The following is a 26785-nucleotide window of genomic DNA, read 5'->3' on the forward strand; positions in this document are numbered from 1 at the left end:
GTCACATCGCCCGTCACCCCGACCGCGGAGCCGAAGATCATTTCCGTACGATTCCACCCGTCTGCCGCGTCACCCACCCGGACGCGCGGCGGTTCGCACCCCGCGCCGCCGCTTGTGCCATCGGCGCACGCCGTCCCCGATCTCACCGAGCGCGACCAGCAGGGCGGCGGAACCGGCGCACGCGAGCAGGGAGGCCGAGTGGTCCCGGGCGAAGTCGAGCAGCCAGAACACCAGGCTGAGGGCGCCCCACCAGGCGATCAGGGACCACAGCAGCCGACGGGAGACCTGGCGGGGCGTCAGGGGGCTCTGCTCTTCCACGTTCTGCACCTCGTCGTCCTGTACCGGCGGGAGGGCGCGCACGCCCCTGCGACCGCCGACCAGACTTCCCGGCACACCGCGCGCCACGGGTACGACGCGTTGCGAACACCCTATCGATCACGTCGCGGGCTGTCGTCTTCGAGGGGGGTTGGAGGCGAAACCGTTCGTCGAACGTCCACTCGCCGTACACCCCTCTCCGCCATCACCGGTTCGGAGGAACACGCGGGAGGTCCTCCCAGCTCGGCCGCCTCCTACGGGAATGTTGGCTCAGCACACCGGCATATGCTGGGCGCTCACGATGGCCATGAAGAGAAGGCCGGGGCTCCTGATGCTTCCTTCCGTCGTCGTCGCGTCGCATCGATTAGAGAACGCGTGGCTGATCGAACTTCGCGGCCGCTTCACCCACTTCGACCTCTCCGACGTCACCGCCGCCACGGCCCGGGGCCTGGGCATACAGGAGGGCCCCATCGTCTTCGAGCTGGGCGGCCTCCTCTTCTGCGACTCCTCGCTCCTCAACCACTTCCTGGCGACCCGGCGCCTGCGGCGCGTGGTCCTCACCCACGTCCCCGACCTGTTGCACAGGATGCTGGACATCACCGGGACGCTGGACGTCTTCGAGTTCGGCGGTGACGCGGAGTCCACGGTGGCCTGACCACGGCGAAGGCGACCTATGGCACGTCCCGCTCGTCCGCCGGGGCGCTGTACCACCGCCACCGGGTGAGCCGGTCGCGGCCCGGCAGTTCGCCCCGGCCCGTCGCCCACAGCAGTGTCGCCCAGGGGTCGGTGCCGGTCGGCGCGGCGGGGAAGAGGCGCGCCAGGACCCGGGCGCAGATCTCCCCGGGAGCCTCCCAGTCGAGGCCGATTCCGAGCGCCAAGTCCCTTGCGTGGACGAAGAGTTCGACCAGGCCCATGGCCGCCGAGCCCTCGGGGTCGGCCGTCCCGAGGCCGTGGTACGCCCGCGCACCGGGCGGCGCCGTGCGCACCATCGCCACGTGCAGCGCCCCGCACGCCTCCAGGACCTGCGCCATGCCCTCCGGACCCGCCTCGCGGTCGGCGAAGACCACGCTGAGCGGTTTGCCGGGGGCATGACGGCGCAGCACGAAGGGCACGTCCCCGGCCGGCGGAGGCGTCTGTGGGCCCAGTTGGGCTGCGTAGGCGAAGAGGTCGTCGGCCAGGTGCTCCGCCGTGTCCCAGCAGCTCCACTCCAGGTCGCCGGCGGGCCGGTCCCAGTCCGCGGTGAGCGCGGCGGGCCGCCGCACCAGCGTCACCACGAGCCGGACGCCCTCGGCGAGGTCGTCGGCCGTCACCGGGCCGACGGAACCCAAGGGCGGTACGGGGACGGGCTGTTCGGGGACCTGCCGTGCGGGGGCGTGCGCGTGTTCGGACATGTGCCGAGCGTACGGGGACGGTTCGGGAGGGGATCCAGGGGCGGGAGGGAGCCCAGGGGCGGGAGGGGGCCAGGGGCGGGAGGGAGCCCAGGGGCGGGACCCGCGACCGGCGTCCCCGGGCGGCGGGGCGCCGGCTCACCGTTGCCCGGGCCCCAGCCGCCGCGCGAAGCACAGCGACCGCTCCGCGTCCACGTACGCGCCGAAGGGCTGTACCGGCTCGTAGCCGCAGCGCGTGTAGAAGCGGACCGCGTCGGGCTGGGCGTCGCCGGTCTCCAGGCGCAGGAGCGTCCAGCCCTGCTCCAGCGCCCACTCCTCCAGGGCGCTCAGGACCAGCCGGGCGGCGCCGGTGCCGCGCCAGGCCGGCTCGACGTACATCCGCTTGACCTCGCCGGCCTCCTCGGCGGCGCCGTCGACGTCCTCCTTCCCGAGGTGGCGCAGACCGCCGCAGCCGACGGCGGTCCCGCCGGGCTCGTACGCCACGAAGAACGCGGCGATGTCGTCCGCCGAGGGGGGCACGCCGGGTTCGCTGTCCGGGGTGCCGTAGCGCTCGGCGATCTCGGCCCGCTGGCGGGCGCGCAGGGCGGCGGCGTGCGGGTGCGTCCAGTCGACTCTCTCGATCCTCACGTACGCGGATTCTGCCGGGCGGACGTTGCGCGCGCGTGAACCGGACCCCGGACCGGTACGGCCCCGGGCCCCGGACCAGTGCGGTCCGGGGCCCGGGGCGGGTGGTGCGTGGCCCGTGTCGGGGTCAGTCCTTCGGCACGTCGCGCAGCTTGCGCAGCGGGGAGAAGACGATGAACAGGACCGCGAGCCAGTCGCCCAGGGCCGAGACCGTCAGCATCGGACGGACGCCGAAGTACGTGCCGAGCGCACCGCCCGCGAGGGCGCCGAGCGGCATGGTGCCCCACATGATCCAGCGGACCGAGGCGTTCATGCGGCCGAGCAGCTCCGGCGGGGTGATGCTCTGGCGGTAGGAGACCTGGGAGCTGTTGTAGAGGACGAAGATGACCATCAGGATGGTCATGCCGACCGCGACCAGGATCGTCGACCAGCCCGGCTGGGCGGCGGGGATCAGCAGGCCGGCCCAGCCGAGCAGCAGCGCGGGCAGCCAGATCATGCGGGCCGTGCCGATCTTCTTGCCGACCCAGTTGGCGATCAGGCCGCCGGCCAGGCCGCCGATCGCGGAGCCGCCCATGACCAGGCCGATCACCCAGGGCTCGGCGTGCAGTTCGCGGACCAGGTAGACGGTCTGGAGGCTGAGCACGATGGTGCCGAAGAAGTTGGACACCGCGGTGGAGGCGACGAGCTTGCGCAGGACGGGGTGGCCGACGACGAAGCGCAGGCCCTCGGCGATCTCGGCGCGCAGGTTGCGCTTGTCACCGGAGCGGGTCGGGGCGGGCTCGGGGGTGCGGATCAGGAACAGGGTGAGCGCGGAGGCGCCGAAGGACACCGCGTCGGCCGCCAGGGCACGGGCCGCGCCGAGGAAGGTCACCAGCGCGCCGCCGAAGCTGGCGCCGGTGAGCTGGGCGAAGGACTGGGTGGCGCCGAGCTTGCCGTTGGCGTCGACCAACTGGTCCTTCTCGACCAGCGAGGGCAGGTAGCTCTGGTAGGCGATGGCGAAGAAGACCGAGAGCACGCCCATCACCAGGGCGACGACGTAGAGCTGGACCATGGTGAGCACGCCGAGCACCGCGGCGATCGGGATGGACGCGGCGAGCACCATGCGGCCGAGGTCGCACCAGAGCATCAGGGGGCGCTTGAGGACGCGGTCGACGACCGGTCCGGCGGGGAGCGCGACGAGCAGGAACGGCAGCGTGGTGGCGGCGGTGAGCAGGCCGACCTGGAAGGTGCTGGCGTTCAGGGTGAGCAGCGCGACGAGCGGGAGCGTGATCTGGGTGATGTTGGAGCCGATCTCGCTGACGGTCTGGCCGCTCCACAGGAGCAGGAAGTCGCGGTGGCGCCAGAGGCTCTTCGCGGCGGCAGGGGTCTCCTGCTCGGGTGCCGACACTGTGGTGGTCATGGGGTTCGTCCTCTTTCGGGGGTGGTGTGGTCCGGGTTCGGGGTGTGCGAGAAGTGCGGGGGTCCGGGGGCGGCCTGCCCCCGGCCCGTTCAGGCCGTACGGTCCGGGCGTTCGGGCGGGGTCGCCGGGCGGGTCCGCTCCAGGGCGGCCAGTGCCTCCCGTACGGCGGCTTCCAGTTGCGGGTCGTGGTCCTCGGCCCAGTCGTGCGGGGCGATGGTGACCTCGGTGTCGGGGTCGACGCCCCGGTTCTCCAGGCCCCAGCCGACGCCCTCGAACCAGAAGGCGTGCCGTGGCTGGGTGACCCGGGTGCCGTCGACGAGGACCGCCGGGTCGTCCATGCCGAGCGCGCCGCCCCAGGTGCGGGTGCCGACGATCCGGGCGGTGCCGTGCAGGCGCAGGGCGTGGACGGCCATCTCGGCGTCGGAGCCGGTGCGTTCGTCGGCGAGGACGACGACCGGGCCCCGGGGCGCGCCCGGCGGGTAGGCGGCCGGGCCGCTGCCGCGGGAGACGTCCCAGCCGATGGTGCGGCGGCCGAGGATCTCCAGGAGCAGCGGGGAGACGTGCCCGCCGGTGTTGCCGCGAAGGTCCAGGAGGAGTCCGTCGTGGGCGAGTTCGGCGTTCAGGTCGCGGTGCAGGGCCGCCCAGCCCGTGGACATCATGTCCGGCAGGTGGAGGTAGCCCAGGCGTCCGCCGGAGCGCTCGGCGACGCGGGTCCGGCGGGTGCGGACCAGGTCGTGGTGGCGCAGTTCGGCCTCCGAGGGCAGGGGCACCACGGTGACGTCGTGGGGGCGGCCGTCCCGGTCCAGGGTCAGCACCACCGGCTCGCCCGCCCTGCCGGACAGGGCGGCGGCGGGGCCGTGGACCGGGTCGACCGGCTGTCCGTCGACCGCGGTGACGCGGTCGCCCGCGCGGGCATCCACGCCGGGTTCGGCCAGCGGGGAGCGGGCCCCGGGGGCCGAGGTCTCCCCCGGCACGACGCGGTCGACGCGCCAGTGGCCCTCGCCGTCGGGCGAGAGGTCGGCGCCGAGCAGCCCCGGCCCGGCCGGGAAGCGGGGGGCGGGCGGCTTGACGTAGGCGTGGGAGGCACCCAGTTCGCCGTGCAACTCCCAGAGGACGTCAGCCAGTTCGCCGTACGTACTGACACGCTCGGCCAGGGCCGCGTACCGCTCGCGCTGCCGGGTCCAGTCGGTGCCGCCGAGGTCGGCGCGCCAGAAGCCGTCGCGGGCCAGCCGCCAGGTCTCGGCGAGCATCTGCCGCCGCTCGGCGACCGGGTCGACGGTGACCCGTACCTGGTCGAGCGGCAGGGGCGTGAGGCTTCCGGTGGGCGTGGCGGGCCTGGTGCTCAGGCCGCCGGGGGTGCGCACGGCGAGGCGGGTGCCGTCGCCGGAGACCGCGTACTCTTCGGCGCCAGTGGCCAGGACGGCATGCTGGCGGGTCGTCAGGTCGTAGTGCTCCAGGGTGGTTTCGGCCCGGGGAGCCGTTCCGAGGTTGCCCGTGAGCGGGTGCGCCAGCCAGGCCAGGCCGTCGGCGACGGCCGTCAGGGCGGTACGGAGCGCGGGGGCGACCGGCACCGCGACGACGCGGTCGGCCAGGCCGTCCAGGTCGATGCCGGCGCCCGTCCCGGTGCCGGCCGACGGGCCGAACGGCGAGGGGGTACCGACCGCGAGGACGGCCAGGTAGGGGCGGACTCCGGGCAGGAAGCCCAGGTCGAAGGCGTGCTGGTCGTAGACCGGGTCGAAGGTGCGGCTGGAGAGGAAGGCCAGGTACCTGCCGTCCCGGGTGAAGACCGGGTCGGTGTCGTCGAAGCGCGGCGCGGTGACGTCGGTGACCAGGCCGTCGGACAGCCGGGCCAGGCGGATGTGGGAGCCCTGGGCCGGGGTGGAGCCGTCGGTGGGGCGGTGGAACTGGGACCAGGCCAGGTGGCCGGAGTCCGGGGAGAAGACCGGGCCGCGCACCTCGCGGTGGGTGGCGCGGGCGATTTCGGTGACCTCGCCGGTCTCCAGGGCGACCACGAGCAGGCGCCCGTCGTCGGAGGCGACCGCGCAGGCGGCGCCGTCGGGGGACACGGCGAGGGAGGTGACCCGGCCGAGCTTGCCGGTGGCGAAGCGGCGCGGGGCGTGCGGGCCGGGGGCGGTGAGCTCCAGGCCGTCCTCGCCCTCGGCGTCGCTGACGCAGAGGACGGCGTCCCCGCCGGGCACGGCCACCGGCAGGCGGCGGCGTACGCCGGGGGTGTCGAGCAGTGTGCGGGCCGCGCCGTTCGCGGTCAACTGCTGTACGGTGCCGCGCACTTCGAGTGTGACTGTACGGCCGTCGGCGTCGAGGGCGACGTCGCCGGGGGCCTCGGCCGCGGTGACCGTGAAGGGCTGCCGTCCGGCGAGCTGGCCGCCCAGGGTGAGGCGCAGCCGCACCGGCTCGGCGTCCAGCGCGGGCAGCAGCCACAGGTCACCGCCGCTCTGGTAGACGACCCGGGTGCCGTCCGTGGTGGCGTGCCGGGCGTAGTGGCCGCCCAGCGGGGTGTGGCGGCGCGGTCCGGAGCCGTCGGGGGCGGCCGAGTACAGGGCGCCGGTGCCCTCGTGGTCGGAGAGGAAGGCGATCCGGTCGCCCACCGGGAGCGGGTCGACCAGGTGGTCGCCGACCTCGGCGAGCACGCGTTCGTACGTCGCCCCGGACGAGCGCCAGATCGTGCCGCCCATGCCCCCGCCGTACCGCTTCCAGGACGCCGGGTCGCGGAACACCGGCGTACCGAGCAGCAGTTCGCCGTCCGCCGTGCGCTGGACGTCGCGCACCGGTCCGTACGGCAGCCGGCGTGCCGGGCCGTCCAGCGGGACCGCCCAGGCCCAGGTGCGCCAGGGGCCCTGCCCGGGGGCGGAGCGCAGCGCGAGGACCTCGGTGGGCGAGAGCCAGCCGCGCACGGCGCACTCGGCGTCGGCCCAGTGGGTGAGGCGCCGGGCGGTGCCGCCGTCCACCGCGGCCGTGTGGACCTCGTGTCCGGCCGTCCAGGCCAGCTGCCGGGCGTCGGGGCTCAGGCGCGGGTGGGCGGCCGGTGCGTCGCCGGCGGTGGCGCGGCGCGCGACGGCGCCGTCGGTGGCCGCCTCGCCCAGCGGGGCCAGCCAGACGTCGTCGTCGGCGACGAAGGCCAGCAGGTCGTGCGCGAGGTGCGGCTGGAAGAGGTAGGGGGCGGGGCGGGCGGTGTCCATCAGGCGGCCGTCACTCGGCGGTCGATGACCGGCTTGATCTTGCCGCTGGTGGCGTTGCGGGCGAGGCCGCCCTCGGGCAGGCACTCCACGACCAGCTCGAAGACGTCGAGCGAGGCGTCGAAGAGGTGGTCCTGGCCGAGCGTCTTGAACTCGCGGACCAGGAAGTCCTTCACCTCGGCCGGGTCGAGGTCGAGCGGCGACTCGACGCGGGCGACGACGACCTCCTTGCTGTCCTGGGAGAGGATCTCGATCTGGAGCTGGGAGGCGCGGAAGGCCTCCAGGGCCGCGAGCATCTCGCCGTGGGTGACGGTGGCGCCCTTGACCTTGATCTGTCCGTCGGCGCGGCCCAGGTACTCCAGGACGGGTCCGGAGACGCCGCAGGCGCAGTCGTGCTGGTAGACGCGGCCGACGTCGCCGATGCGGTAGCGGATGAGGGGGCCCTCGAACTTCTGCAGGCTGGTGATGAGCAGCTCGCCGCTCTCGCCCGCCGGGACGGGGCGCAGGTCCTCGTCGACGACCTCGATCAGGTTGTAGTCGGGGCAGACGTGGTGCAGGGTGCCGCCCATCTCCGCGCACTGGTAACCCAGTTGGGCGCCGTCGTTGGCGGCGAGGATGCTGGTGACCACGCGGGCGCCGAGTTCGCTGCGCAGCCACCGCTTGTCGGCCTCGGTCATGGGCGTGCCGCCGTAGATGACCTTCTCCAGGCGCAGGTCGGGGCGGCGCTCCTTGGCCTCGCGCAGCAGCGGCATGATCAGCACGGGCAGCCCGAGCAGGGCGTTGGCGCCGAAGCTGTCGCAGAGCATGAGCAGGGTGTCGACGGTGACGGCCTGGGCGGTGGAGTAGCACTCCACGGGCATCCGGGACAGCTCGCACAGGGTGGTGCTCAGACCGCCGTAGAGGCCGCCGCCGTACAGGGTGTTGATGAGCCGGTCGCCGTTCTCCAGGCCCAGGGTGCGGAAGAGCGGGATGGCCTCGCTGATCATGTTCTCCCAGTCGGTGCGGGAGTAGACGATGTAGCGGGCCGCGCCGGTGCTGGCACCGCTGCGCAGCACCTCGCCGGTGGCGGGGCGGTCGCTGGACAGGCCCCGGCTGCCGGGCAGGGAGTTGGCTTCGAGGGCGGCCTTGTCCAGGACGGGCAGGCGGGTGAGGTCGTCGAGCGTGTGCACGGGCGGCAGGTCGCGGTAGTGCGCGGTGCGGCGGGCCTGGCCGGTGAGGTAGCGCAGCCGGGCGCCGATGCGGGCGTCCTGCTGGTCGGCGTCGGCGCTGCGGGCGGCGGCGAGGGTGGTGCCGAGCAGGTGCTCGCGCAGGAGCAGCCGGGCGGCCCAGGGGGCGCGGCAGTCCTCGCCGGTGAGGGTGGCGACGAGCGCGGCGGGGTCCTGGTGCGACAGGCGCAGGGCGATGGTGTCGGGGTCGCGCGGGGCGGGGCCGGGGGCGGCGAGGACGGCGTCCAGGTCGGGCCGGGGCTCCGCGCCGTCGGCCGCGGACACCAGGGGTACGACGTCGGGTACGGTCACCGGTCGTGCCCCGGACGGGAGTTCGGCGTCGGTGGCGAGGACGAAGAGCCGCGGGAGCGGGTGGCCGGGGTGGCGCAGCTGCTCGCCCAGGGCGGTCCAGAAGGCGGCCCGCCCGGTGCGTACGACCACGTCGTTGCCGGCGGCCCAGGCCAGGAGCAGGCCGCGCAGCGTGTTGCCGGGGCGGTGGTCGTCCAGGGCGACCGTGCCGACGGGGGTGAGCAGGTAGACGTCGTCGGTGTCGACGACCGGCTGCCACGGGTACTGGTTGAGGCCGCCGAGCAGCCGGTCGAGGCCGTCGGTGAGCGTGCTGGAGGCGAACAGGCCGCCGAGCGCGGTCAGTCCGTCCCGGGCGAGGAGCCGGGCCAGGTCCGACTCCGGGTCGGCCAGGCGCCGTTCGGCGTCCTCGACCGCCAGGAGCAGGTCGGTGGGGTAGTACCTCATGCGGCGTTCCTCGGCTCGGCGGGGCTGGTGGGTACGACGGTGATGGTGCGGGCGCACTCGCGCAGGAAGTCGGCCAGCACCTCGGGGTCCTCGTGGGAGGCCTCGATGAACGCGGGGACCAGCCACTCCTGGTAGGTGACGTGGTCGGGCAGCGGCTGGTCGGGCGCCAGGCGGTGCAGGCGGTCCACGCAGGGGTGGTCGGCCAGGTGGTCGGGGACGGTGACCCGGACCGTGGTGCCCGCCGGGAGGTGGTGCCCGGGGAAGACCAGCCAGGCGTGGTGGCGCCCGGTGGCCTTCTCGGGCTCCGGCCGGGGCAACCCGAGCCGGATGGCGATCTCGTGGGTGGGCAGGTGGACGCCGGTGTGCCGCTCGTGGGCGGTGATGACGCCCGCGCCGCCGACCCGGTTGGCGACCTCCAGGAAGACCAGTTCGCCCCCGCCGGTCTCGAACATCTCCAGGTGCAGGCAGCCCTCGGCGATGCCGAGCTCCTCGACCACCCGGGCGGCGAAAGCGAAGTGCGCGTCGCTGTGCGGGAGTTGGTAGGAGCCGAGCGGGCTGCCCGCCACGAAGTCGACCGGCTTGGTGATGTAGCGGCTGACCACGAGGTGGACCAGCTCGCCGTCGCTGACCAGTCCGTCGGCGTGCAGGATCTCCCCGTCGACGTACTCCTCCAGCTGGAAGTCCCTGGGGTCCGCCAGGCGGCGGTAGGCGGAGAGGGCCTCGCGGGCGGTGTCGTACACGCCGACGCCCTCGCTGGAGGCTCCCTGGCGGGGCTTGAGGACGGTGCGCCCGCTCCAGGGGAGCGGACCGCAGGAGGGCGGCGCGGCGACGAAGCGCGGGTGGCGGATCGTGGAGCCGGCCAGGGCCGCCTTCATGGCGACCTTGTCCCGGACCTGCTCGACCTGGAGCAGGTCCGGTCCCGGCAGGCCCAGGTGCCGCCGCACGTGCCAGGCCTCCATCATCGCGAACTCCGACAGGGACAGGACCTTGTCGTAGCCGTCCTCGCGGGAGGTGCGGGCGAGGATGCCGTCCAGGAAGGGCTCGCCCTCGTCCAGGACGAGGCGGCGGCAGCGCAGTCCGTCCGGTACGTCGGCCATCCGGTGCGGCTGGCCGACGTAGGTGACGTCGTGCAGCTCGTGGTCGATGCCGCGGTCGTAGTCGATCTTGCGGTAGGGAACCTGGTGCAGTACGAGGATCTTCATCCGTGGAACTCCAAGGCCGTGATGCCCCAGCTGAACCCCATCGCGCTGGTCGCCAGCACGACCAGGTCCCCCGTGCGCAGCCGCTCCTCGTCCACCAGGTCGCGCAGGGCGATGAAGGTGTCCGCGCCTCCCATGTGGGCGAGGCGGTCGTAGTTGAAGACGCTGCGCTCGGCGGGCAGTCCGATGGTGTCCAGGAGCTTCCTGTGCATGCGCTGGTCACCGTGGTTGATCAGGAAGAACGCGATGTCGTCGACGGTCCGGCCGATCGCGGTCAGGGTCTCGTCCAGGAGGGCGGTGAAGTGGGTGACGTACGCCTCGGAGAGGCCCTTGCGGCGCTCCTCGCGGCGGATCGTCACCCCGCGCTCCTCCAGGTGGCCGGCGTAGTAGTCGGCCCAGCTGCCGTCCGTCCGCATCGCGGAGTGCAGCAGCCGGAACATCCAGGGGGCGTCGGCGGCCAGCAGCAGCGCCGCCGACGCGTCCCCGAAGTTGAACAGGTCCTTCGACCCCGGGTCGGTGTGGTCGACCATCTTGCTGAGGCGGTCACCGATGAGGACGAGGGCGTGCTCGCCCGGGCCGATGCCCTTGAGGGCCACCTGCAGCGCGGTGGTGCCCGCGTTGCAGAAGTTGGCGACCTCGAAGCAGTGGGCCCGGTCGATGCCCAGTTCGTGGGCGATCTTCGCGGCGGGGGACCAGAACGGGCGGTCCCACTCCCCCGATCCCGCGTAGATCACCTTGCGGATGTCGGCCGTCGGCACCGGCGTACGGCGCAGGACGGTGGTGGCCGCCCGCAGCGCCAGTTCCCAGGCGCGCTCGTCCTCGCCGAGCGCCGGGAACTCCTTGGTGTGGGTGATCCGCAGGATGTCGGTGACGGGCACGCCCGAGGAGGCGTGCACGTCGTCCACGCGGATCGTCGACACCGGGAAGGTCACGTCGAAGTCGACTATCCCGCCCACTACTCGGCCGTTTCGATGCTGACCCGGTGCACGGTGCGGTTGACGCCGGGCTCCACGTCGGTGGCCGCGTGGTAGGTCGTCTTCGTCTTCCACACCAGCAGGTCGTTGGTGGTCCAGCGGTGGGTGTAGACGTGCGCGGGGTCGGTGATGAGGTCGTCGACGAGGCGGAAGAACTCCTCGTTCTCGTTGTGGTCGAAGCCGACCACGCCCTCCATGTACTCGCGCGAGCCGTACAGGTACGGGCGTCCGGTGACCTCGTCGAAGCGGATCATCGGATGCTTGACCGGCGGGTGCTCGACCTCGGCCTGCGCCTTGAACTCGGCGGCGGACAGGCCGACGTGCTCGGGGCGGATGCGCAGCCGCTTGGAGACGGTGTGCACGCCGATCGCGTCGGCGAGCTTGCGCTGCCACTCCTGCGGCAGGCGCTGGTAGACGCTCTCGGCGCTGGCGAACAGGGTGTGGCCGCTGGTGCTGGGCACGTTGACGCCGTGCAGCATGGTGAACGGGGCGGGGTCGGACACGAAGGTGGAGTCCTGGTGCCAGAAGTTGCCCACCCGGGCCACGCCGATCGGCTTGTCGTTGCGCACCTCGTTGGAGGAGATCATGAGCTCCTCGTGGTCGGGGTGGCGGTACTTGCTGATCACGAACGGCACCGGGCGGCCCATCCGCCGCGCCAGGTCGATCTGCTGAGTGGGCGTCAGTTCCACGGCGCGTACCACCACGAGCTGGCGCTCGTGCACGTTGCGTACGAGCTGCTCGAACACCTCGGGACGGATCAGGTCGTCGTAGGTCGCGCCGACCAGCTCGGAGCCGATGGACGGGATGATGTCGGTGAACTGCACTGCTTTCTCCTTGGGTGGGACTCGGGTGGGACTCGGGTGGAAGGTGCTGCTGAGTGGTCCCGGACGGTGCCGGGTGGTTCCGGACGGTTCCGGGTGGTTCCGGGTGGGGACGACGGCCGGGGCCGTCACTGGAAGTCGTCGGCCAGGCAGACGGTCAGCGCCTGGACGAAGGCGTCGATCTGGTCCCGGGTGCGGTACGGCGGGCAGGTGACCCGGAAGCGCTCGCCGCCCTTGGGCACGGACGGGAAGTTGATGGGCTGGACGTAGATGCCGTACTCGTCCAGGAGCCGCCGGGCCACCCGGCGTACGAAGTCGCCGCCGGGCACCATGACGGGCACGAGGTGGCTGTCCGCGTCGAGGAAGTCGATGCGGGCCGCGCGCAGCGCCTGCTTGAGGTAGCGGGTGCCCGCGTCCAGGGCGAGGCGCAGCTCGCCGTCGCGCTGCACCAGGTCGAGGCCCTTGAGGGTGGCGTCGACGCTGGCCTGCGGCAGGGCGGTGGTGAAGATGAAGCCGGGGGCGAAGGAACGTACGTAGTCCAGCGCGGTGTCGGGTCCCGCCACGTAGCCGCCGACGGTGCCGATCGCCTTGCCGAACACGCCCTGGATGAAGGTGGCGCGGTGGTCGCCGAGTTCGGCGCAGAGTCCGGCGCCGGCCGGGCCGCGTACGCCGATGGCGTGCGTCTCGTCCACGAAGGTCAGCGCGTTGTAGCGCTCGGCCAGGTCGAAGAAGGCGCTGACCGGGGAGGTGTCCCCGTCCATCGAGTACACCGTCTCGAAGACGATGAGCTTCGGCTGCTCCAGCGGGTACTGGGCGAGCGCCTCTTCGAGCGCGGCCACGTCGTTGTGCGGGAAGACGTGCTTGCGGCAGCCGGTGCGGACGATGCCCTCGATCAGGGAGCGGTGGTTGAGGGAGTCCGAGAAGACCACGGTGTCCGGGTGCGCCGCGATCATGGTGCTGAGCGTCTCGAAGTTCGCGACGTAGCCGCTGGAGAAGACGAGCGCCCGCTCCATGCCGTGCCAGGCGGCGAGCCGGGTCTCCAGCTCCACGTGGCTGACGCTGGTGCCGGCGATGTTGCGGGAGCCGCCGTTGCCGGTGCCGTGCCGGAAGGTGGAGTCGATCTGGGCAAGGATGACCTCGGGGTTCTGGCTCAGGCCGAGGTAGTCGTTGCTGCACCAGACCTGCAGCCGCCGGTCGCCGTACTGCGTCTGGCCCCGGTCGTCGGCCCGGTGGGCGCCGGCGACGAACTCGCGGTAGAGGCCGTTCGTCTTCAACTCGTCGAGCTTGAGCCGGAACTGGTCGAGCAGGAGCGATCCCTGCGTCTCGTTCGCCAGGACGGTCATTGCGGGAAACCCCATATCTGTGTGTGGAAAGGGCAGTGCGAAGGCGCACGAGGGCGAGAGGTGAGGTGAAGTGAAGTGATGCGGTGAAGTGGTGCGGAGGGACGCGCCGTTCGGGGGCGCGCCGGATGCCGGGCGCAGGGTTCGGTCACCTGGGCCGTGCGTCGGCGGCGGCGGGAGGCCGCGGGCCGGACGTCGGGGCATCGGGAGGGTACGGGCCACGGAGGTACGGCGTGTGCCGCACTCCGGGCCGCGTGGGGGCCCGTCGGGTCGAGGGCGTGGTGTCAGTTCACGTACGTCGTGTCACGTACGCCAGTTCAGGTACGTCAGTTCAGGTACGTCGTGTCACGAAGGTCGTGTCACGTACGTCAGGTCGTCCGCGGTGCGCGGGTCCAGCCCCGCAGGGCGGAGTGGGACAGTATCTCGTCCACGGTGGCGTTCACTCCGGACGGCTCCATGCCGTCGGGCACCGTGAGGATGATCGCCGCGGTCGGGCCGGAACAGCCGATGAGATCGGCCTTCCAGCCCTGCGGGAGTAACGCGATCAGCCGGATCGCCGCCAGTTCCGGCGCGGCGGTCGGCGGACCGTCGATGCGGACGGGGTGCTCCATGGGCATGGTGGGGGGCCTCCTCGTGGGGTGTGCGCGGCTGGCGACCGCGTGAGAGTAGAGGGCGTGACGGCCACCGGCCCAGTGGGGTTTCGGTCAGCGCCCCCGCAGGGAGCGGCTGAGTCCGAACGTCGAGGCCGCCAGGGCGGCCAGGAGCGCCGCACCGAGACCGTAGCGGACGCCGGCGTCGAGTTCGCTGTTGACCAGCACCACCTCGGCCACGGTCAGGAGCGCGGTCAGGGCCGCGAGCCGGACGGTCGAGGACGGGCGGGTGGTCGGGAGGTCGTCGGCGGCCACGGGCTTCTTCTCCTTGTTGCTACGACGTTGCTACGGCTGCTGCTGCGACTGCTGCTGCGGTGTGGTTGCCACGACCGCTGCCGCGACTGCTCCTACGACTCCTACGACGACCGCCGCGGTGTGCGGGCTCCGCGCGGTGCGTGCCGCGCGGCGCTCCCCCTGCGGCGTCAGTTGCCCGGGACCGGCTTCGGCAGCCCCCAGTCGTTGGTGAGCGGGGTCACCACCACCTGCGTACCACCCTTCACCGGGGCGGCCGAGGCCGTTCCCTGCGCGCCGAGGGCCAGCAGTCCGGCGGCCAGCACCGTGACGGCGACGGCGGCGGTCCTGCGGACGACGGCGGCTGCGACGACGAAGTTGTTGATCATGATGAAGTCCCCCTGTGTGACGGATGAGAGGTGGTGCTCGGTGGTGGTGCTTCCCCTGCCGCACCGCTCGTCCTTCTCTGCGGTGCCGCTTGCTTGCAAGGACAACTCTGCCTGGGCGGAGGCCCTCGCAGGAGGCGCAGCATGTGCAGCATGTTGCGTGACTCGGCTGCCGCTTCCTGCACGCTCGACCAGCGCTTAGAGTCACCCCGTGCCAACACTCGGCACGCACTCGACACGCACTCGAAAGGTGCGCCACGCGTACAGGGGAGAACTGTGGCCACACCAAGCCTTGAGTTCCTGGGTGTGAACAGAGACGAGGAGGCCGGCTACCGCCGGCTGCTGCGCCGGGGAGCGGGTGCGGGGGACGACGACGAGGACGTCCTCAGCGCCCGGCTCACCACCCTGGGCCTCGCCACCCGCACCCCGTCCGGCGTCCTGCACCCGGTGGCGCCCGCGCGCGCCGTGGAGGGCCTCATAGAGAACCAGCTCGCGCGCCTGCGCGAGCAGCTGGAGCAGGCCGTCCAGAACGACGGCATCGTCGACTCGCTCCTGAAGGAGCGGGAAGCCGCCACGATCCGCACCGTCACCGCCGACGCCCCCGCCGTCCAGCAGATCGTGGGCATGGAGGCGGTACGGGCCGTCATCGACGAGCTCACCTTCTTCACCCGCACGGAGAACCTCACCACCAACCCCACCGGCCTGCTCACCCCCGAGTCGGTCGCCTTCTCGCGCCCCCTGGACTTCCGGGTGCTGCGCCGCGGCGTGCGCATGCGCACCCTGATGGCCTCCCCCGCCCTGGACGACCCGACGACCCTGGGCTACCTGCGGGAGCTGTCCGCCATGGGCGCCGAGATCCGGATCTCGTACCAGCCCCTCGAACGCATGATCATCTGTGACCGCACGGCGGCGCTGACCCCGATGGACTCGGCCGACACCTCCAAGGGCGCCCTGCTCACCCGCGAACCCGGCCTGGTGTCCACCCTGGTCGCCCTCTTCGAGCGCATGTGGGGGGCCGCCAAGCAGCTGCCGGCCCCGGACAGCGCGCTGCCCAGCGAGATCGAACGCAAGATCCTCCAGACCCTGTACACGGCGGACAAGGACGAGAGCGGCGCCCGCGACCTGGGCATCTCGGTCCGTACGTACCGCAAGCACGTCGCGGTCCTGATGACCCGGCTCGGCGCCACGAACCGCTTCCAGGCGGCCGTCCTGGCCCGCGAGCACGGCTGGCTCTGACCTCCCGGGGCCGTCCGCGCCGCCCCGCCCCGCACCCCCGCTCCACGCGCGCGCCGCAGGCCGTGACGGCGCGAAAGGGGCCGTGACAGGACGACGACCTCGCCGTGACAGGACGGCGGGCGACCGTGAGTGCAACGAAGCGCCACGACACCGAGCCCGCCGCCCTGGAGGCACCCGCCATGACCACGTTCGCCACCCCCGCCCCGATCGCCGCCACCGTCGAGATCGCCTTCGGCGACATCCGCTTCGTCGCCACGGACCGCGCCGACACCGTGGTCGAGGTCCGCCCGGTCGACCCGGGCCGAGAGCTCGACGTCGAGGCCGCGGGACACGTCCGGGTCGACTTCGCCGACGGCCGGCTCAAGGTGCGGCAGGCCAAGCTGCACGGCGCGTTCACCAAGCGGTACGGCTCCGTGCGCGTCCTCGTGGAGCTGCCGACCGGCTCGGACGTGCGCGGCGACACCGCCGAGGGCGAGTTCGTCGTCGAGGGCGCGGTCGGCGCGTGCCGCCTGATGACCGCCATCGGCGACATCCGCGTCCAGCAGGCCTCGGGCGTGCGGCTGCGGACCAGCGGCGGCCGGGTCGTCGTGCACCACGTGACCGGGGACGCCGACGTCAGCGGCAGCGGCGACATCCGCATCCGGCGCGTCGACGGCGGCGCGGTCGTGAAGAACACCGGCGGCGACAGCTGGGTCGGCGAGGCGGCCGGGTACCTCAGGGCGAAGGCGAACGGCGGCGACATCACCGTCGACGTGGCCCGCGCCCAGGTCGACGCCAGGACGGCGCACGGCCACATCCGCATCGGCGAGCTCGGCGGCGGGGCCGCCGACCTGTCCACCGCGGTCGGTGAACTGGCCGTCGGCATCCCGCGCGGCACCGCCGTGAAGCTGGACGCCCGCACCTCGATCGGCCGGGTGCGCAACCACCTGGAGGCCGTCGGCGCCCCGGAGCGCTCCGACCGCACGGTCCAGGTGCGCGCCCGCAGCAACGGCGGCGACATCACGGTGCACCGGGCGTGAGGTGCGGGTCGTACTACCGGGGCGGTGTGGTGGGTGGGGCGGGGCGCCGGGGTGGTGCGGGGCAGCGGGGTGTCAGGGCGGGGCTGCGCGGCGCGCCTGAGGGGTACGACTCCGGGGCCTTGAGGGGTACGTCTCCGGGGCTCGCCGCACGCGCAGCGCATCCACCCCGCCACCACGCCCCACCGCTCAGCCCTTGAGCACCGCCCCCGCCAGCTCCTGCCAGTCCTCCTCCCGCCCCTCGCGGGCCGCCTCGGTGAACGCCTCGTCGCCGAGGCGTTCGCGCGCCTCCCGCGCGATCCGGCCAGCGTCCGGCAGCGACCGGTCCGGGCCGCCCCGCAGCGCGTCGGCCGCCGCGAGCAGCCGCGCGGCCTGCTCCGCCCGGTCCTGGCGCAGGGCCAGGTCCGCGACCCCGACGAGGACCTGGGCGATCCACGGCCGGTGTGCCATCCGTACCGCCGCGGCCAGAGCCTCCGCGCGGTGCGCGCGGGACCGGTCCAGGTCCTCGGCCAGGTACCCGTACAGGTCGAGGACCAGGCACTGGCTGCCGCCGCCCTCGTCGCCGAACTGGGCCGCGGCCGTATTGAGTTGCTCGTACGCCTCGTCCGTCCTGCCCCGCCAGTACGCCAGCTGGGCCTCCGCGACCGCCAGCTGGGCCAGGCCGTCCGGCCAGGCGACCCGGTCCGCGCCCCGGCGGGCCTCCGCCAGCGCGACCTCCGAGGCCGGGCCGTCGCCGAGCAGCCAGGACAGCTGCGCCTGCCGGGCCCGTACGCCGACGACGTCCTCCGTCGCTCCCACCTCGGTCAGCGCGGCGGCCGCTTGCTCCAGGTGCGCGCAGGCGGGCGCGAACTCGCCGCGCAGTGCGAGCCGTTCGGCCAGCGTGGTCAGCGCGAACGAGGTCCCCCACCGCTCCCCGATCGCACGGAACTCCTTCAGCGCCTCCGCCATGCCCGCCTCCGCCCCGGCCTCGTCCAGGCCGAGGGCCAGCTGGAAGCGGCTCGCGTTGAGCCGGGCCTGCGCGCGCACCCACGGGTCGTCGTCGGTGCGCAGCGCCTCGTACGCCGCGAGGAACTCCTCCGGTCCGTGCGGCATCCGCTCCAGGGGGCGGACCAGGCGGAGGACCGGGTGGTGGTCACCGGGCAGCTCGTGGGTCTTGAGTATCCACTCGCGCGCCTGCTCCGGCGTGCCGAAGCCGGAGGTCACCAGGAGGGTGACGAAGGCGTACGCCAGGGCCCGCGTCGGCCCGTCCACCGCGCCCTCCCCGTCGCCCCCGTCCGCCTCGCTCCCCTCCAGCTGGGCCGCGGCGAGGGCGAGTTGGGTGCCCTCGGCTTTCTGGCCGCTGAGGAACCAGTACCAGCCGAGCGCCGCCACCAGCCGCAGCGCCTCCCGGGACCGCTTCCCGGCGATCGCGCCGCGCAGGGCGGCGCGGATGTTGTCGTTCTCGGCGTCCAGCGCCTCCAGCCACTCCAGCTGCTCGGGGCGGCGCAGGTGCGGCTCGGCGGTCTCGGCGAGGCCCGTGAAGTACGCGAGGTGGGCCCGGCGCGCCGCCTCGGCCTCCCCGGCCTCGACGAGGCGCTGGTACGCGTACTCCCTGATGGTGTTGAGCATCCGGTAGCGCGGCGCCCCCTCGCCGTCGGCGACCAGCAGCGACTTCTCGGTGAGGGCCGTCAGCAGGTCGAGGACGTACCCCCCGCTGTCGGCGCACACCTGCTCGGCGGCCTCCAGGGCGGCGCCCCCGGCGAACACCGAGAGCCTGCGCAGCACGTCACGCTCCTCGTCGCTGAGCAGGTCCCAGCTCCAGTCCACGACGGCGCGCAGCGTCTGGTGGTGGGCGAGGGCGGTGCGGCTGCCGCCGGTGAGCAGCCGGAAGCGGTCGTCGAGGCGGTCGGCGAGCTGGTCGACGGACATGGTGCGCAGCCGGGCGGCGGCCAGCTCGATGGCCAGCGGCATGCCGTCCAGGGCCCGGCAGACGCGGGCCATCGTGGCCAGGGTCCGCTCGTCGGTGCCGATGTTGCGCCGCACCGCGTCCGCCCGGTCGCGCAGCAGCCGCACGGCGGGTGCGTCGGCCGGGTCCGCGCCAGGTCCCGGCAGTGCCAGCGGGGCGACCTGCCACAGCGCTTCCCCGGTGATGCCGAGCGGTTCGCGGCTGGTGGCGATGACGCGCAGGCCGCGGCACTCGCCGAGCAGCCGGTCGGTGAACTCCGACACGGCGTCGATCATGTGCTCGCAGTTGTCCAGGACGAGGACCATCGCGCGCTCGCGCACCGCCTCGACGAGCCGGTCGGCCGGGTCGCCGCCGCCCGCGCCGCCGTGCAGGGACTGGTCGCGCAGGCCGATCGCGGTGAGGACGGCCTGGGCGAGCTCGTCGCCCGCGCGCAGGGGCGCCAGCTCGACCAGCCACGCGCCGTCCGGCAGGTCGCCGAGCATGGCGCGCGCGGTCTCGCGGGCGAGCCGGGTCTTGCCGGACCCGCCGGGGCCGGTGAGGGTCACCAACCGGTGCAGGGAAGCGAGCCCGGCGACGGCGGAGACGACGTCGCCACCGCCGCCCCCGCCGGTCTTTCCGTTCTCGCCGTACCCGCCGTTCCCGCCGTTCCCGCCGTTACCGTCGACGAAGGTAGTGAGTTCGGCGCGCAGGTTGGTGCGCCGGTTCTCGGTACGTCCGCCCAGGTCACCGCGCAACAGCGCGGTGTGCAGGGCGGAGATCTCGGCGGACGGGTCCACGCCCAGCTCGTCGGCGAGGCGCTCGCGCAACTGCTGGTACACGGTGAGCGCTTCGGCGCCCCGCCCCGCCGCGGCGAGGGCCCGCATCAGCGCGGCCACGAACCCTTCGCGCAACGGGTACTTGGCGACCAGTTCGGTGAGCTCACTGACGAGGTCGGCGCCCCGGCCGAGCCGGATCTCGGCGTCCACCCGGTCGCCGAGCACGGCGAGCTGCCGCTCGGCGAGTCCGGAGACCGCGAGGTCGAACGCCTCGTTGCCCTGGAGCGCGATGCCGTCCAGGGCGCTTCCGCGCCACAACTCGAGCGCGGAGCGCAGCAGATCGGCGCGCAGGTGGTCCTCGGCGTCACGGGCCCGGGCGACCAGTGCCTCGAACCGGCTGACGTCCACGTCCTCGGGCCCGACGATCAGCCGGTACCCACCGGCCTGCGCCTCCACGGACCCGGCGGGCAGCACCCGACGCAGCCGGGAGACCAGCACCTGGAGGGCGTTGACCGCGTCGGCGGGCGGCTGCTCGCCCCAGATCCAGTCGACGAGGGTGGCCCGCTGGACGATCCGCCCGGGCTCGAACGCGAGGGCCGCAAGCAGCCCGCGCAACCGCGCCCCGGGAACCTCGACTTCGTCGCCGTCGCCGGTACGGACCTCGAATGACCCCAACATCGCTATGCGCACGGCGCTCATCTTGCCGCACCGGCCGGAAAGGGGACCCCGGTGGTCTGGCTGGTGACGCATTCGTGATCGCCTCCGGTTTCCGTGATCAGGCGGGCGGGTGTCAGGCCGCGTCGCGGTTGAAGACCGACTTCGACCAGCGGTAGCCCAGGACGGCCAGCCCCACGCACCAGAGCAGCGTGATCCACCAGTTGTCCCCGATCTCCGTGCCGAGGAGCAGCCCGCGCAGGGTCTCGATGGCCGGTGTGAAGGGCTGGTACTGGGCGATCGGCTGGAACCAGCCCGGCATCGCGTCGACCGGGACGAACGCGCTGGATATCAGCGGAAGGAAGATCAGCGGCATGGCGTTGTTGCTGGCCGCCTCGGCACTCGGGCTGACCATGCCCATCCCGACGGCGATCCAGGTCAGCGCCAGGGCGAACAGCGTGAGCAGCCCGAAGGCCGCGAGCCATTCCAGGGGCGTGGCGTCCGTCGAGCGGAAGCCGATGGCCACCCCGACGGCACCAACCAGGAGCACGCTGAGGACCGCTTGGAGCACGCTGCCGACGACGTGTCCGATGAGCACGGACCCGCGGTGGATCGCCATGGTGCGGAAGCGGGCGATGATGCCCTCGGTCATGTCGTTGGAGACGGAGACCGCGGTACCGATGGTGGTGCTGCCGACGGTCATCAGGAGCAGCCCGGGCACCAGGTAGGCGATGTACGCGGCACGGTCCGCGCCGCCCGCGCCCATGCCCGCGCTCATCACGTCGCCGAAGACGTAGACGAAGAGGAGCAACAGCATGATCGGCGTCAGCAGGAGGTTCAGCGTGAGCGAGGGGTAGCGCCGGGCGTGCAGGAGGTTGCGGCGCAGCATCGTGGAAGAGTCGCGGACGGCGAGGGAGAGGGAACTCATCGGACAGCCTCCTTCGGCTGGTCGTTCTGGTCGGACTGCTCGGGATGGTCGGGATGGGTGGACCGCTCGGCCTGACCGGGCTTGCCGCTGCCGGTGAGGGCGAAGAAGACGTCGTCCAGGTCGGGTGTGTGCACGGTGAGTTCGTCCGCCTCGATCCCCGCGGCGTCCAGCCGGTCGAGTACGGAACGCAGCGCCCGCTGGCTGCCGTCGCTGGGCAGGGTCAGCGACAGGGACTCGTCGTCCCGTACCACCTCGTCGAGGGCCGTGACGGCCGACCGGTAGGCGGAGGGGTCGGAGAAGCGCAGCTTCACGTGCCCGCCCGGAACGATCCGCTTCAGCTCCTCGGCGGTGCCCTCCGCGGCGATCTTCCCGTCGTTCAACACCGCTATGCGGTCGGCGAGTTCGTCGGCCTCCTCCAGGTACTGCGTGGTGAGGAACACGGTGACGCCGTCGGCGACGAGCTCACGGATGATCTGCCACATGTTGTGGCGGCTGCGGGGGTCGAGCCCAGTGGTGGGCTCGTCGAGGAAGATGATCCTCGGGCCGCCCACCAGGGTCATCGCGATGTCGAGGCGGCGCCGCATGCCGCCGGAGTAGGTCGACGCGGGCTTCTTCGCGGCCTCCTCCAGGTCGAAGCGCCGCAGGAGTTCGGCGGTGACCCGCCGCCCCTCGCGCTTGGAGAGGTGGTGCAGGTCGGCCATGAGGCGCATGTTCTCCTCACCGGTGATGAGCCCGTCGACGGCCGAGAACTGACCGGTGACCCCGATCGCGGCCCGTACGGCCTGGGCCTCCCCGGCGACGTCGTGACCGGCGACGACGGCGCGGCCGCCATCGGCCCCGAGCAGCGTGGAGAGGATCTTCACCGTGGTGGTCTTGCCGGCCCCGTTGGGCCCGAGCAGGGCGAAGACGGACCCGGTCGGGATGCTGAGGTCGATGCCGTCGAGGACGGCCTTGTCCCCGTACGACTTGCGCAGGCCGTCGGCGGAGATGGCGATGGAGGGCGGCTGGGGACCAGCATCGCGGATAGGCGTGGACATGACAGAGGAAGGCATGGGGGCCTCCGATCGAAGACTGAGGAAGGAAAGGAAGGCAGGAACAGGAGAGGAACGGGAAGAGAGGCGAGGCACTCGGTTGGTGCGGGTCAGGGCCGCTGGCGCACTCCGGGCCCCGGCTCCCCGGTCAGCTCTTGGCGCGGATGATGTCGATGTTGCCGTGGCGGGTGCGTGCGCGGACCTGGACGGCGTCCTCGGCCTCGGCCGGCGCGTCAGAGGGCTCCAGCAGGTTCCTGACCTGGCCGTGGTTGGAGCTCACGTCGAGCCAGGCGGCCGAGCCGTGCCCGATACCGACCTCGATGGCCCCGGAGTTCGTCTCCAACTGCACGTTGCCGCGGACCACTTCGCCGACCCGCAGCCCCCCGTGGGCCGTGGTGGCGGTGACCGAGTCCTCGGCCCGGTGGATGTCGATCTCCCCGTGGGCGCCGTTCACCCGCAGTTCGCCGCCCCTGGCGACGCCGACGGTGGTGGTGCCGTGCGAGTTCTTCAGGACGGCGGGTCCGTCGAGGAAGCCGACCCGCACGCTGCCGGAGCTCGTGCTGATGTCGGCGCCGCCCTCGACCCGGTCCACCACGATGGAACCGTGCGAGGCGGTGACCCGCAGCGGGCCCGTCGCGTCCAGCCGCACGTCGCCGGACGAGGTCTTCACCCGCACCTCGCCGAGCTGTCCCTGCCCGAGCACCTGGGCCCAGGCTCCGCTGAGGTCGATGCGCGAGTTCGCGGGCAGTTCGACGGTGATGTCCACGACTCCCGTACGGCCGAAGAGGCTGGACTTGGGAGTACGGACGACCAGGACGCCGGACGAGTAGGTCACCTCGGTCTGGTCGGCCGTCTTCTGGTCCATCTCCTTCTTGGCCTCGCGGGGGCGGACCTCGACGACCGTGTCGACGCGGTCGCTCGCGGCGAACTGGATGGAGCCGGCCTCGACGTGGGCGTTGACGGAGATCGGTGCGGGAGTGTCGAAGGAAGTCATGGTGATCGCGTCCTCAGGGTCTTGGCGGTCAGGGTCTTGGCAGTGCCCCGTCGGCGGGACGTGGCGTACGTGGCGTGGATGGAGTCGAACCGAGGCGGTTCGGGGAAGTTCGAGGCAGTTCCGGACAGTTACGGGCAGTTCAATGGAGACGGGCTCGTCGGCCGGGCCTGGTCGATCGGGCGGCCCGTCAGCGTGCCCACCCGGTGACGCTGCGCCCCACGGCGTACGCCTTCTCCGGGCCGCGCGGCCGGGGCGGGGTGTCGACGGCGTCCGACACCGCCCGCACCAGCCAGGCGTTGACCGAGAGGCCCTCGCGGGTCGCGGCCTCCTCGGCTCTGGCCTTCAGGTGGGCGGGGAGCCGGAGGTTGACGCGGGCGACACCGCCCTCGTCGCCGTCCGCGGCGGGGTGGGGCCTGACGGCCTCGTAGTGGACGGCCGGCTCGACCGAGGCGGCGGCGCTGCCCGTGGGCGGCGGCGTCACCACGAAGTCGGGGTCGAGGCCCCGCAGCCGCACCTCGACCGAGCCCGGGGCGAGCTCACGGGTGACCTCGTCCATCGCGGCGGAAATCACGTGGAGCATGGCCAGCCGGGTCGCCGACTCCAGAGGAGCGGTGAGCCGCTGCGCCAGCTCGCGGACGTCGTCGCCGCCGGCCTCGGCGGCCACGGCGAGTTCGCGGTGGAGGTTCTCGACGTACGGGGTGAGGTCCATGACGTCATCATGGCACCACCTTGGCGCCACGCACAAGCCTTAATGACACTGAATGGCGCACACCCGCCACGAGAAGCTTCTGACCTGGGCATACGCTCCCCAGAACGCCGCACAAACGAGTCCCCGCGACACAGAACGCGGCCACGGTGACGCCACCCCGGCGCCATCACGGCGCCGCAGGGCGGCATCCGACACCGATCGGCTCTCCATGGCACGCAATGGCGCCGGGCGACACCAAAAGACGCCACTCAGCATCACGCACCGCCACTCACCACCACGCACCGCACCTCACCGTCGCGTGACCGGCGCACTCCACAGCCCCGTGATGGCGTCGACCAGCCCGCGCGCCACGTCGTCCCAGGTCGCCGCCGGGTGCGGAATCCCGTGGGCCAGGGCGCGTTCGCGCTCGACGCACATCTGGACGATCAAGTGGCGCGCCATGACGCCGCGCTCGGAACGCACTTCCGGCGGAAGGTCCGGCAGGCAGGTGGTGAGGCCCTCGACGAGGGCGCGCAGCGACGGGGTCGAGGCGGGCTCGGCGGCGATGGCCTCGTACAGCGCCGGGTCCGCCGACACCTGGGCGTTGAAGCGGGCGTACCAGGTGGGGCTGCCGAGGGCTTCGAGGTGTTCGATGAGCGGGCGGACCATGCAGGCGACCCAGTGGCGCAGTTCGCCGCGCGCTTCGGGGGAGCCCTCGGCGACCAGGCGCAGGCGGATGGCCTCGATCTGTTCGGTGTGGCGGCGGGCGATGGCGCGTACGAGGTCTGTCTTGTTGCCGAAGTGGTAGTTCACGGCGGCGGTGTTGCCCTGTCCCGCAGCCTCGCTGATCTGCCGGTTGGAGACGTTGTAGACGCCGTGTTCGGCGAAGAGCCGTTCGGCCGCCGAGAGGATCGCCTCGCGGGTCGCCTCGACCTTCTCCTCGCGCACGCTCTTACCACGCATGTTCATCACCGCTCGGAGACTGCACGTTCCCTCGCTCCGGCCAGTCTCCGTCGCCGTACAAGGTCCACCACCGGTTCCGTGGGGCTCGCGGGTACGACCTTACTGACCAGGCGCCTCGCACCGCGTCCGACACCCCTCCCCCGCCCGGCCCCACGTCCGACCCCCGCCCGACCCCCGCCCGGCCCGCCGCCGACCCGTGAGCTCCGCCCGCGCCCGGCCCCGCGGCCGGCCCCTGGAGCCCCGCTCGCGCCCGCCCCGGCCTTCCTTGACCGGGGGCGACGCGGGACCATACATTTAAATCAATCGCTTTATTTAAAAGTGTGTCCTGGTCTCAGCCGCTTGTCCAGCACGCCAGCACGGAGGACCCGTTCCATGTCAGACACCCCAGCCCAGCCCGCCGACGCCGGAGGGACCGCACCGGGCGGTACGGGCACGACCGACCAGGTCGAGGCCTCGCGGGCGAACACCGTCGTGGCGGTCCTCGCCTTCGCCGGAATCGTGGTCTCGCTCATGCAGACCCTGGTCATCCCGCTGGTGCCCCAACTGCCCGACCTGCTCCACGCGTCGGCGTCCGACGCCACCTGGGCCGTCACGGCGACCCTGCTGGCCTCCGCCGTCGCCACCCCCGTCGTCGGGCGCCTCGGCGACATGTACGGCAAGCGCCGCATGCTCCTGGTCAGCCTGGTGATGCTGACCGCCGGTTCCGTGGTCGCCGCGCTGGCCGACTCGCTGACGCCGATGATCGTCGGACGGGCGCTGCAGGGCCTGTCCGCGGGCGTGATCCCGCTCGGGATCAGCATCATGCGCGACGAACTGCCCGCCGAGAAGCTCGCGTCGGCGACCGCGGTGATGAGCGCCTCGCTGGGCGTGGGCGGCGCGCTGGGCCTTCCGGCCGCCGCGCTGATAGCCGACCACTACGACTGGCACGTGCTCTTCTGGGTCTCGGCGGTCGCGGGCGCGCTGGCGCTCGTCCTGGTGAGCGCCCTGGTGGCGGAGTCCAAGGTGCGTACGGGCGGGCGCTTCGACGTCGTCGGCGCGCTCGGTCTCTCGGCCGCGCTGGTCTGCCTGCTGCTCGCGATCTCCAAGGGCGCGGCGTGGGGCTGGGGCAGCGGGACCACCCTGGGCCTGTTCGCGGCGGCGGTGGCCGTGCTGCTGGTCTGGGGCGCGTTCCAGCTCCGTACGCCGCACGCGCTGGTCGACCTGCGGGTGGCCGCGCGCCGCCAGGTGCTGTTCACCAACCTCGCGTCGGCGTCGTTCGGCTTCTCGATGTTCGCGATGGCGCTGGTCCTGCCGCAGCTCCTGCAGCTGCCCACCGCCACGGGCTACGGCCTGGGCAAGTCCCTGCTGATGTCCGGCCTGGTGATGGCGCCGCAGGGGCTGGTGATGATGGCGACGGCCCCGCTGTCGGCCCGCATCTCGCGCGCCAGCGGCCCGAAGGTGACCCTGATCCTCGGCGCGCTGATCGTCGCGGGCGGGTACCTGCTCAACACCGTCCTGATGGCGGAGGTCTGGCAGCTGGTGCTCGTGTCCTGCGTCATCGGCGCGGGCGTCGGCCTGGCGTACGGCTCGATGCCCGCCCTGGTCATGGGCGCGGTCCCGGTCTCGGAGACGGCCGCGGCGAACAGCCTCAACACCCTGATGCGCGCGATCGGCACGTCGGTGTCGAGCGCGGTCGCGGGCGTGATCCTGGCCCAGCTGACGATCGCCTTCGGCCCGGTGCGGCTCCCGTCGCAGAACGGCTTCCGCACGGTGATGGCGGTGGGCGCCGGGGCGGCCCTCCTCGCGGCCCTGGCCGCGTCGTTCATCCCGCGCCAGCGCCCGGCGTCAGCGGCGGCGCGCGGCGGTCAGGACGCGGGCGCGCCGACGGCGGTGGGCGCGAAGGGCTGACACGAGCCTCCCCCCATCACGCGAGCCCCCCATCACGCCCGTCTCACCCATCGCTTCCGTCGCGTCGGCGGGGGGGGGGTCGCGGAAGAAGAACCCGCCCGGCGCGCAGACCGCGGGGAACGGGGGCCCCCGTCTCCCCGCCCCGGGGCCCCCGCCCCAGCCACGCGGGCAGGGGGGGGGGGGGGGGGCGGGTCGAACCCCGGCTCAGC

The 26785-nt window shown here is 72.9% G+C and carries 23 protein-coding genes; 4 read left to right on the forward strand and 19 right to left on the reverse strand.

Annotation, left to right across the window (positions count from 1 at the left end; all coding sequences use genetic code 11):
- Nucleotides 1–69: 69 nt before the first annotated feature.
- Nucleotides 70–318: a hypothetical protein gene (locus ABT160_RS29200; RefSeq protein WP_351650863.1), complete on the reverse strand. Its 249-nt coding sequence runs from the start codon at nucleotides 316–318 to the stop codon at nucleotides 70–72.
- Nucleotides 319–622: 304 nt separating this feature from the next.
- On the opposite strand from ABT160_RS29200, the gene ABT160_RS29205 reads away from it, so the two are divergent.
- Nucleotides 623–970: an STAS domain-containing protein gene (locus tag ABT160_RS29205; protein ID WP_351650864.1), complete on the forward strand. Its 348-nt coding sequence runs from the start codon at nucleotides 623–625 to the stop codon at nucleotides 968–970.
- A gap of 16 nt (nucleotides 971–986) precedes the next feature.
- On the opposite strand, the gene ABT160_RS29210 is transcribed toward ABT160_RS29205, so the two are convergent.
- From ABT160_RS29210 to ABT160_RS29265, 12 genes are all read right to left on the reverse strand, one after another.
- Complete coding sequence (locus ABT160_RS29210) at nucleotides 987–1706, reverse strand: hypothetical protein (RefSeq protein ID WP_502984321.1); 720 nt, start codon at nucleotides 1704–1706, stop codon at nucleotides 987–989.
- Nucleotides 1707–1841: 135 nt separating this feature from the next.
- Nucleotides 1842–2330 carry a GNAT family N-acetyltransferase gene (locus ABT160_RS29215; RefSeq protein ID WP_351650865.1) on the reverse strand — a complete coding sequence of 163 codons (489 nt, stop codon included), beginning with the start codon at nucleotides 2328–2330 and terminating at the stop codon, nucleotides 1842–1844.
- Nucleotides 2331–2454: 124 nt separating this feature from the next.
- Nucleotides 2455–3726 carry an MFS transporter gene (locus ABT160_RS29220; protein WP_351650866.1) on the reverse strand — a complete coding sequence of 424 codons (1272 nt, stop codon included), beginning with the start codon at nucleotides 3724–3726 and terminating at the stop codon, nucleotides 2455–2457.
- 89 nt (nucleotides 3727–3815) lie between these two features.
- Complete coding sequence (locus ABT160_RS29225; RefSeq protein WP_351650867.1) at nucleotides 3816–6923, reverse strand: S41 family peptidase; 3108 nt, start codon at nucleotides 6921–6923, stop codon at nucleotides 3816–3818.
- On the reverse strand, nucleotides 6923–8878 hold the full coding sequence (locus ABT160_RS29230; RefSeq protein WP_351650868.1) for a phenylacetate--CoA ligase family protein: 1956 nt from the start codon (nucleotides 8876–8878) through the stop codon (nucleotides 6923–6925). Before ABT160_RS29230 ends, ABT160_RS29225 begins: the two co-directional genes overlap by 1 nt.
- The gene (locus ABT160_RS29235) at nucleotides 8875–10080 is read right to left on the reverse strand and encodes an ATP-grasp domain-containing protein (protein WP_351650869.1); all 1206 of its coding nucleotides are present in this window, start codon (nucleotides 10078–10080) and stop codon (nucleotides 8875–8877) included. The genes ABT160_RS29230 and ABT160_RS29235 overlap by 4 nt, the downstream gene beginning before the upstream one ends.
- A complete protein-coding gene (locus ABT160_RS29240) occupies nucleotides 10077–11033 on the reverse strand; it encodes a 3-oxoacyl-ACP synthase III family protein (RefSeq protein ID WP_351650870.1) in 957 nt (318 codons plus the stop codon). Before ABT160_RS29240 ends, ABT160_RS29235 begins: the two co-directional genes overlap by 4 nt.
- Nucleotides 11033–11875, reverse strand: coding sequence for a TauD/TfdA dioxygenase family protein (locus ABT160_RS29245; RefSeq protein ID WP_351650871.1), 843 nt, complete (start codon nucleotides 11873–11875; stop codon nucleotides 11033–11035). The genes ABT160_RS29240 and ABT160_RS29245 overlap by 1 nt, the downstream gene beginning before the upstream one ends.
- A 125-nt stretch (nucleotides 11876–12000) precedes the next feature.
- Complete coding sequence (hemA, locus tag ABT160_RS29250) at nucleotides 12001–13215, reverse strand: 5-aminolevulinate synthase (RefSeq protein ID WP_351650872.1); 1215 nt, start codon at nucleotides 13213–13215, stop codon at nucleotides 12001–12003.
- Between the two features lie 365 nt (nucleotides 13216–13580).
- Complete coding sequence (locus ABT160_RS29255; protein ID WP_351650873.1) at nucleotides 13581–13829, reverse strand: hypothetical protein; 249 nt, start codon at nucleotides 13827–13829, stop codon at nucleotides 13581–13583.
- 87 nt (nucleotides 13830–13916) lie between these two features.
- Nucleotides 13917–14117: a hypothetical protein gene (locus tag ABT160_RS29260; RefSeq protein WP_351650874.1), complete on the reverse strand. Its 201-nt coding sequence runs from the start codon at nucleotides 14115–14117 to the stop codon at nucleotides 13917–13919.
- Nucleotides 14118–14284: 167 nt separating this feature from the next.
- Entirely contained in the window at nucleotides 14285–14482 is a 198-nt protein-coding gene (locus ABT160_RS29265) for a hypothetical protein (protein WP_351650875.1), read from the reverse strand.
- Between the two features lie 303 nt (nucleotides 14483–14785).
- Here ABT160_RS29265 and ABT160_RS29270 point away from each other — a divergent pair, with 303 nt between their 5' ends.
- Together ABT160_RS29270 and ABT160_RS29275 are read left to right on the forward strand one after the other, a co-directional pair.
- Nucleotides 14786–15715: a LuxR C-terminal-related transcriptional regulator gene (locus tag ABT160_RS29270; protein ID WP_351650876.1), complete on the forward strand. Its 930-nt coding sequence runs from the start codon at nucleotides 14786–14788 to the stop codon at nucleotides 15713–15715.
- Between the two features lie 125 nt (nucleotides 15716–15840).
- The gene (locus ABT160_RS29275; RefSeq protein ID WP_351650877.1) at nucleotides 15841–16734 is read left to right on the forward strand and encodes a DUF4097 family beta strand repeat-containing protein; all 894 of its coding nucleotides are present in this window, start codon (nucleotides 15841–15843) and stop codon (nucleotides 16732–16734) included.
- Between the two features lie 186 nt (nucleotides 16735–16920).
- On the opposite strand, the gene ABT160_RS29280 is transcribed toward ABT160_RS29275, so the two are convergent.
- The 6 genes from ABT160_RS29280 to ABT160_RS29305 all read right to left on the reverse strand — a co-directional run bounded on the left by ABT160_RS29280 (nucleotide 16921) and on the right by ABT160_RS29305 (nucleotide 24689).
- The gene (locus ABT160_RS29280; RefSeq protein ID WP_502984322.1) at nucleotides 16921–20121 is read right to left on the reverse strand and encodes an AfsR/SARP family transcriptional regulator; all 3201 of its coding nucleotides are present in this window, start codon (nucleotides 20119–20121) and stop codon (nucleotides 16921–16923) included.
- A 100-nt stretch (nucleotides 20122–20221) separates the two neighbouring features.
- On the reverse strand, nucleotides 20222–21013 hold the full coding sequence (locus ABT160_RS29285; RefSeq protein ID WP_351650879.1) for an ABC transporter permease: 792 nt from the start codon (nucleotides 21011–21013) through the stop codon (nucleotides 20222–20224).
- Nucleotides 21010–22065, reverse strand: coding sequence for an ATP-binding cassette domain-containing protein (locus tag ABT160_RS29290; RefSeq protein ID WP_351650880.1), 1056 nt, complete (start codon nucleotides 22063–22065; stop codon nucleotides 21010–21012). The genes ABT160_RS29285 and ABT160_RS29290 overlap by 4 nt, the downstream gene beginning before the upstream one ends.
- A 127-nt stretch (nucleotides 22066–22192) precedes the next feature.
- Entirely contained in the window at nucleotides 22193–23038 is an 846-nt protein-coding gene (locus tag ABT160_RS29295; RefSeq protein ID WP_351650881.1) for a DUF4097 family beta strand repeat-containing protein, read from the reverse strand.
- A 187-nt stretch (nucleotides 23039–23225) separates the two neighbouring features.
- Nucleotides 23226–23747: a toxin-antitoxin system HicB family antitoxin gene (locus ABT160_RS29300; protein ID WP_351650882.1), complete on the reverse strand. Its 522-nt coding sequence runs from the start codon at nucleotides 23745–23747 to the stop codon at nucleotides 23226–23228.
- A gap of 288 nt (nucleotides 23748–24035) precedes the next feature.
- A complete protein-coding gene (locus ABT160_RS29305) occupies nucleotides 24036–24689 on the reverse strand; it encodes a TetR/AcrR family transcriptional regulator (protein WP_351650883.1) in 654 nt (217 codons plus the stop codon).
- A 372-nt stretch (nucleotides 24690–25061) separates the two neighbouring features.
- Between ABT160_RS29305 and ABT160_RS29310 the strand changes: the two genes are divergently transcribed.
- A complete protein-coding gene (locus ABT160_RS29310; protein ID WP_351650884.1) occupies nucleotides 25062–26576 on the forward strand; it encodes an MFS transporter in 1515 nt (504 codons plus the stop codon).
- Nucleotides 26577–26785: the final 209 nt, after the last annotated feature.

Source organism: Streptomyces sp. NPDC001941 (assembly GCF_040296945.1).
Classification (GTDB): Bacteria; Actinomycetota; Actinomycetes; order Streptomycetales; family Streptomycetaceae; genus Streptomyces.

Bases quoted from the DNA above. Each gene is read 5' to 3' on its own strand.
- ABT160_RS29265 (WP_351650875.1), bottom strand. From the start codon at position 14,482: ATGATCAACAACTTCGTCGTCGCAGCCGCCGTCGTCCGCAGGACCGCC.
- ABT160_RS29205 (WP_351650864.1), top strand. From the start codon at position 623: ATGAAGAGAAGGCCGGGGCTCCTGATGCTTCCTTCCGTCGTCGTCGCG.
- ABT160_RS29310 (WP_351650884.1), top strand. From the start codon at position 25,062: ATGTCAGACACCCCAGCCCAGCCCGCCGACGCCGGAGGGACCGCACCG.
- ABT160_RS29300 (WP_351650882.1), bottom strand. From the start codon at position 23,747: ATGGACCTCACCCCGTACGTCGAGAACCTCCACCGCGAACTCGCCGTG.
- ABT160_RS29210 (WP_502984321.1), bottom strand. From the start codon at position 1,706: ATGTCCGAACACGCGCACGCCCCCGCACGGCAGGTCCCCGAACAGCCC.
- ABT160_RS29255 (WP_351650873.1), bottom strand. From the start codon at position 13,829: ATGCCCATGGAGCACCCCGTCCGCATCGACGGTCCGCCGACCGCCGCG.
- ABT160_RS29290 (WP_351650880.1), bottom strand. From the start codon at position 22,065: ATGCCTTCCTCTGTCATGTCCACGCCTATCCGCGATGCTGGTCCCCAG.
- ABT160_RS29220 (WP_351650866.1), bottom strand. From the start codon at position 3,726: ATGACCACCACAGTGTCGGCACCCGAGCAGGAGACCCCTGCCGCCGCG.
- ABT160_RS29285 (WP_351650879.1), bottom strand. From the start codon at position 21,013: ATGAGTTCCCTCTCCCTCGCCGTCCGCGACTCTTCCACGATGCTGCGC.
- ABT160_RS29295 (WP_351650881.1), bottom strand. From the start codon at position 23,038: ATGACTTCCTTCGACACTCCCGCACCGATCTCCGTCAACGCCCACGTC.
- ABT160_RS29235 (WP_351650869.1), bottom strand. From the start codon at position 10,080: ATGAAGATCCTCGTACTGCACCAGGTTCCCTACCGCAAGATCGACTAC.
- hemA (WP_351650872.1), bottom strand. From the start codon at position 13,215: ATGACCGTCCTGGCGAACGAGACGCAGGGATCGCTCCTGCTCGACCAG.
- ABT160_RS29225 (WP_351650867.1), bottom strand. From the start codon at position 6,923: ATGGACACCGCCCGCCCCGCCCCCTACCTCTTCCAGCCGCACCTCGCG.
- ABT160_RS29230 (WP_351650868.1), bottom strand. From the start codon at position 8,878: ATGAGGTACTACCCCACCGACCTGCTCCTGGCGGTCGAGGACGCCGAA.
- ABT160_RS29305 (WP_351650883.1), bottom strand. From the start codon at position 24,689: ATGCGTGGTAAGAGCGTGCGCGAGGAGAAGGTCGAGGCGACCCGCGAG.